Below are 3,158 nucleotides of genomic sequence, written 5' to 3'. Positions count from 1 at the left end.
CCTGCGCACGGTGAAGACCTGCGTCGGCTCCGACTGGTGCCGCTTCGGCACGCAGGATTCGACCGGCTTGGGCATCCGCATCGAGAAGTTCATGTGGGGCTCGTGGACGCCGGCCAAGGTGAAGATGGCGGTGTCGGGCTGTCCGCGAAACTGCGCCGAGGCGACCTGCAAGGATGTCGGCGTCATCTGCGTCGACAGTGGCTACGAGATCCATTTCGCCGGGGCGGCCGGCCTCGACATCAAAGGCACCGAGGTGCTCGGCCTGGTCAGGACCGAGGACGAGGCGCTGGAGCATATCGTGGCGCTGACGCAGATGTATCGCGAGCAGGCCCGCTATCTCGAGCGCATCTACAAATGGGCCAAGCGCGTCGGCATCGAGGAGATCAAGCGCCAGATCATGGACGACGGCGAAAAGCGCAGGGCTTACTACGAGCGCTTCGTCTTCTCCCAGAAATTCGCCCAGGTCGACCCGTGGTCGGAACGCGTTTCTGGCAAGGACAAGCACGAATTCCGGCCGATGGCCTCGGTCGGGTTTGCGGAGGCGGCGGAATGATGGAGATGCTTGCGAATAGGATGTCGGTATCCGGTCGTACCAACCCCCTCTGGCCTGCCGGCCATCTCCCCCTCAAGTGGGGAGATCAGCAGCTTCGGCCTTGGCGCCCTTCCTCCAACCTTGGCGATTGGCGAAAGCAAGGCGGCTTGGGAATCTCCCCCCTTGAGGGGGAGATGGCCGGCAGGCCAGAAGGGGTCGGATCAACCAGGCTCGACTTGCAGCAAAAGGCCCTCACTCAATGACCTGGATCGCTATAGGCACCATCACCGACATCCCCCGCCGTGGCGCGCGCTGCGTTGCCACCCCGCAAGGCAAGATCGCCGTCTTCCGCACCGCCGACGACGAGGTCTTCGCCATCGAGGATCATTGCCCGCACAAGGGCGGACCGCTGAGCCAAGGCATCGTCCATGGCGCCGCGGTGACGTGCCCGCTGCACAATTGGGTGATCTCGCTCGAGACCGGCAAGGCGCTCGGTGCCGACGAGGGCTCGGTGCGCACCATCCCGGTGAAGCGGGAAGGCGAGCGCCTGTTCCTGGCGCTGGAAGCGCTGGCCAGCCGCGCGGCCTGACCCCATGGAGATCGACGAAGCGCGCGAGGTGAGGACCACCTGCCCCTATTGCGGGGTGGGCTGCGGCGTGCTGGCGAGGGTCGTCGCGGACGGTGAAGTCACCTTCCGCGGCGACCCCGATCATCCTGCGAATTTCGGCCGGCTCTGCTCGAAGGGTTCGGCGCTCGCCGAGACCATCGACCTCGATGGCCGGCTGCTCCATCCCGAAATCGGCGGCCGCCGCGCCGGTTGGGACGAGGCGCTCGACCTCGTCGCCTCGACCTTCTCGCAGACCATCGCCGAGCACGGTCCGGACGCGGTCGCTTTTTATGTGTCAGGCCAACTGCTGACCGAGGACTACTACGTCGCCAACAAGCTGATGAAGGGCTTTGTCGGCTCGGCCAACATCGATACCAATTCGCGGCTCTGCATGGCTTCCTCGGTCGCCGGCCACCGCCGCGCCTTCGGCTCCGACACGGTGCCGGGTTGCTACGAGGATCTGGAGCTAGCCGATCTCATCGTGCTGGTCGGCTCCAATCTCGCCTGGTGCCATCCCGTGCTCTACCAGCGCATCGCGGCGGCGCGCGAGAAGCGGCCCGGGATGAAGATCGTGCTGGTCGATCCGCGCCGCACCATGACATCAGATATCGCCGACCAGCATCTGGCGATCGCGCCGGATGGCGACACCGCGCTGTTTTCCGGTGTCCTTGCCCATCTCGCGAAGAACGATGCGCTCGACCGCGCTTATATTGCCGAACATACCTCAGGCTTCGAGGAGACGCTGGCGGCCATCGCATCGCTCGATCTCGCCGGCATTGCCACCGCCACGGGTTTGAGCCCGGACGAGCTTTCGCACTTCTACGCGTTGTTCGCGGCAACGGAAAAAACCGTCACCGTCTACAGCCAGGGCGTCAACCAGTCCTCGCAAGGCACCGACAAGGTCAACGCCATCATCAACTGCCATCTCGCCACCGGCCGCATCGGCAAGCCCGGGGCAGGGCCGTTCTCGGTCACCGGCCAGCCCAACGCCATGGGCGGCCGCGAGGTCGGCGGCCTCGCCAACATGCTCGCCGCCCATATGGAGATCGAAAACCCCTCGCACAGAGCCCGCGTGCGCCGTTTCTGGAATGCGCCGGCAATGGCCGCGAACCCTGGCCTGAAGGCCGTCGACATGTTCAGGGCGGTGGCCGACGGACGCATCAAGGCGCTCTGGATCATGGCCACCAACCCGGTCGATTCGATGCCGGACGCCGATGCGGTGGAAGCCGCGATCAAGGCCTGCCCGTTTGTGGTGGTTTCCGACGTGCTGGCGAGCACCGATACCGTCCGCCATGCCCATGTGTCGCTGCCCGCCACGGCCTGGGGCGAGAAGGACGGCACCGTCACCAATTCCGAACGCCGCATCTCGCGCCAGCGCGCCTTCCTGCCGGCGCCCGGTGAGGCGAGGCCGGACTGGTGGATCGTTGCCGAGGTGGCGAAGCGGATGGGATTTGCCGAGGCGTTTGCGCATGCCGGGCCGGGCGAGATCTTCGCCGAGCACGCCGCGCTGTCGGGTTATGAAAATGATGGCGCGCGGGATTTTGATATCGGCGCTTATGCCGGGATCAATGCTGAGGGCTATGAGGATTTGGCGCCATTCCAATGGCCAGCACCGGCCTTATCCTCTCCCTTGAGGGGAGGGTCGGAGAGCGCGTTGAGCGGAGCGAGACAAGCGAGCCGGAGAGGGGGTCGGTACGACTGGGCGCCAGCCCATTCGCTTCTTCGCCGACGGCAACTTCTACACGCCCGACCGCAAGGCCCGCTTCATCCCGATCCGCGTCTCAACCGACACCCGCACCACGCCCGACTACCCGCTGATCCTCAACACCGGCCGCATCCGCGACCACTGGCACACGATGACGCGCACCGGCAAAAGCCCGCGTCTTTCCCAGCACATCGCCGAGCCCTTCGTCGAAATCCATCCGGCCGATGCACAGCACCATGGCATCGGCGACGCCGACATCGTGCGCCTATCCAGCCCGCGCGGCGCCGTCCTGGTTCGCGCATTGATCACGACCC

General features: G+C 65.7%; 1 protein-coding gene and 2 pseudogenes. All 3 read left to right on the top strand.

The annotated features are described in order from the left end of the window. Positions 1–553: pseudogene (locus EOA33_RS29640) on the top strand (NAD(P)/FAD-dependent oxidoreductase); the annotation flags it as partial. A 238-nt stretch (positions 554–791) separates the two neighbouring features. Next, positions 792–1,121: a nitrite reductase small subunit NirD gene (gene nirD, locus EOA33_RS29635; RefSeq protein ID WP_127407253.1), complete on the top strand. Its 330-nt coding sequence runs from the start codon at positions 792–794 to the stop codon at positions 1,119–1,121. A gap of 4 nt (positions 1,122–1,125) precedes the next feature. Beyond that, a pseudogene (locus tag EOA33_RS29630) lies at positions 1,126–3,158 on the top strand (molybdopterin-dependent oxidoreductase); the annotation flags it as partial.

The organism is Mesorhizobium sp. M4A.F.Ca.ET.050.02.1.1 (assembly GCF_003997725.1).
In the GTDB taxonomy this organism is placed as follows: Bacteria; Pseudomonadota; Alphaproteobacteria; order Rhizobiales; family Rhizobiaceae; genus Mesorhizobium.
This window is presented reverse-complemented; position numbering and strand designations above follow the sequence as displayed.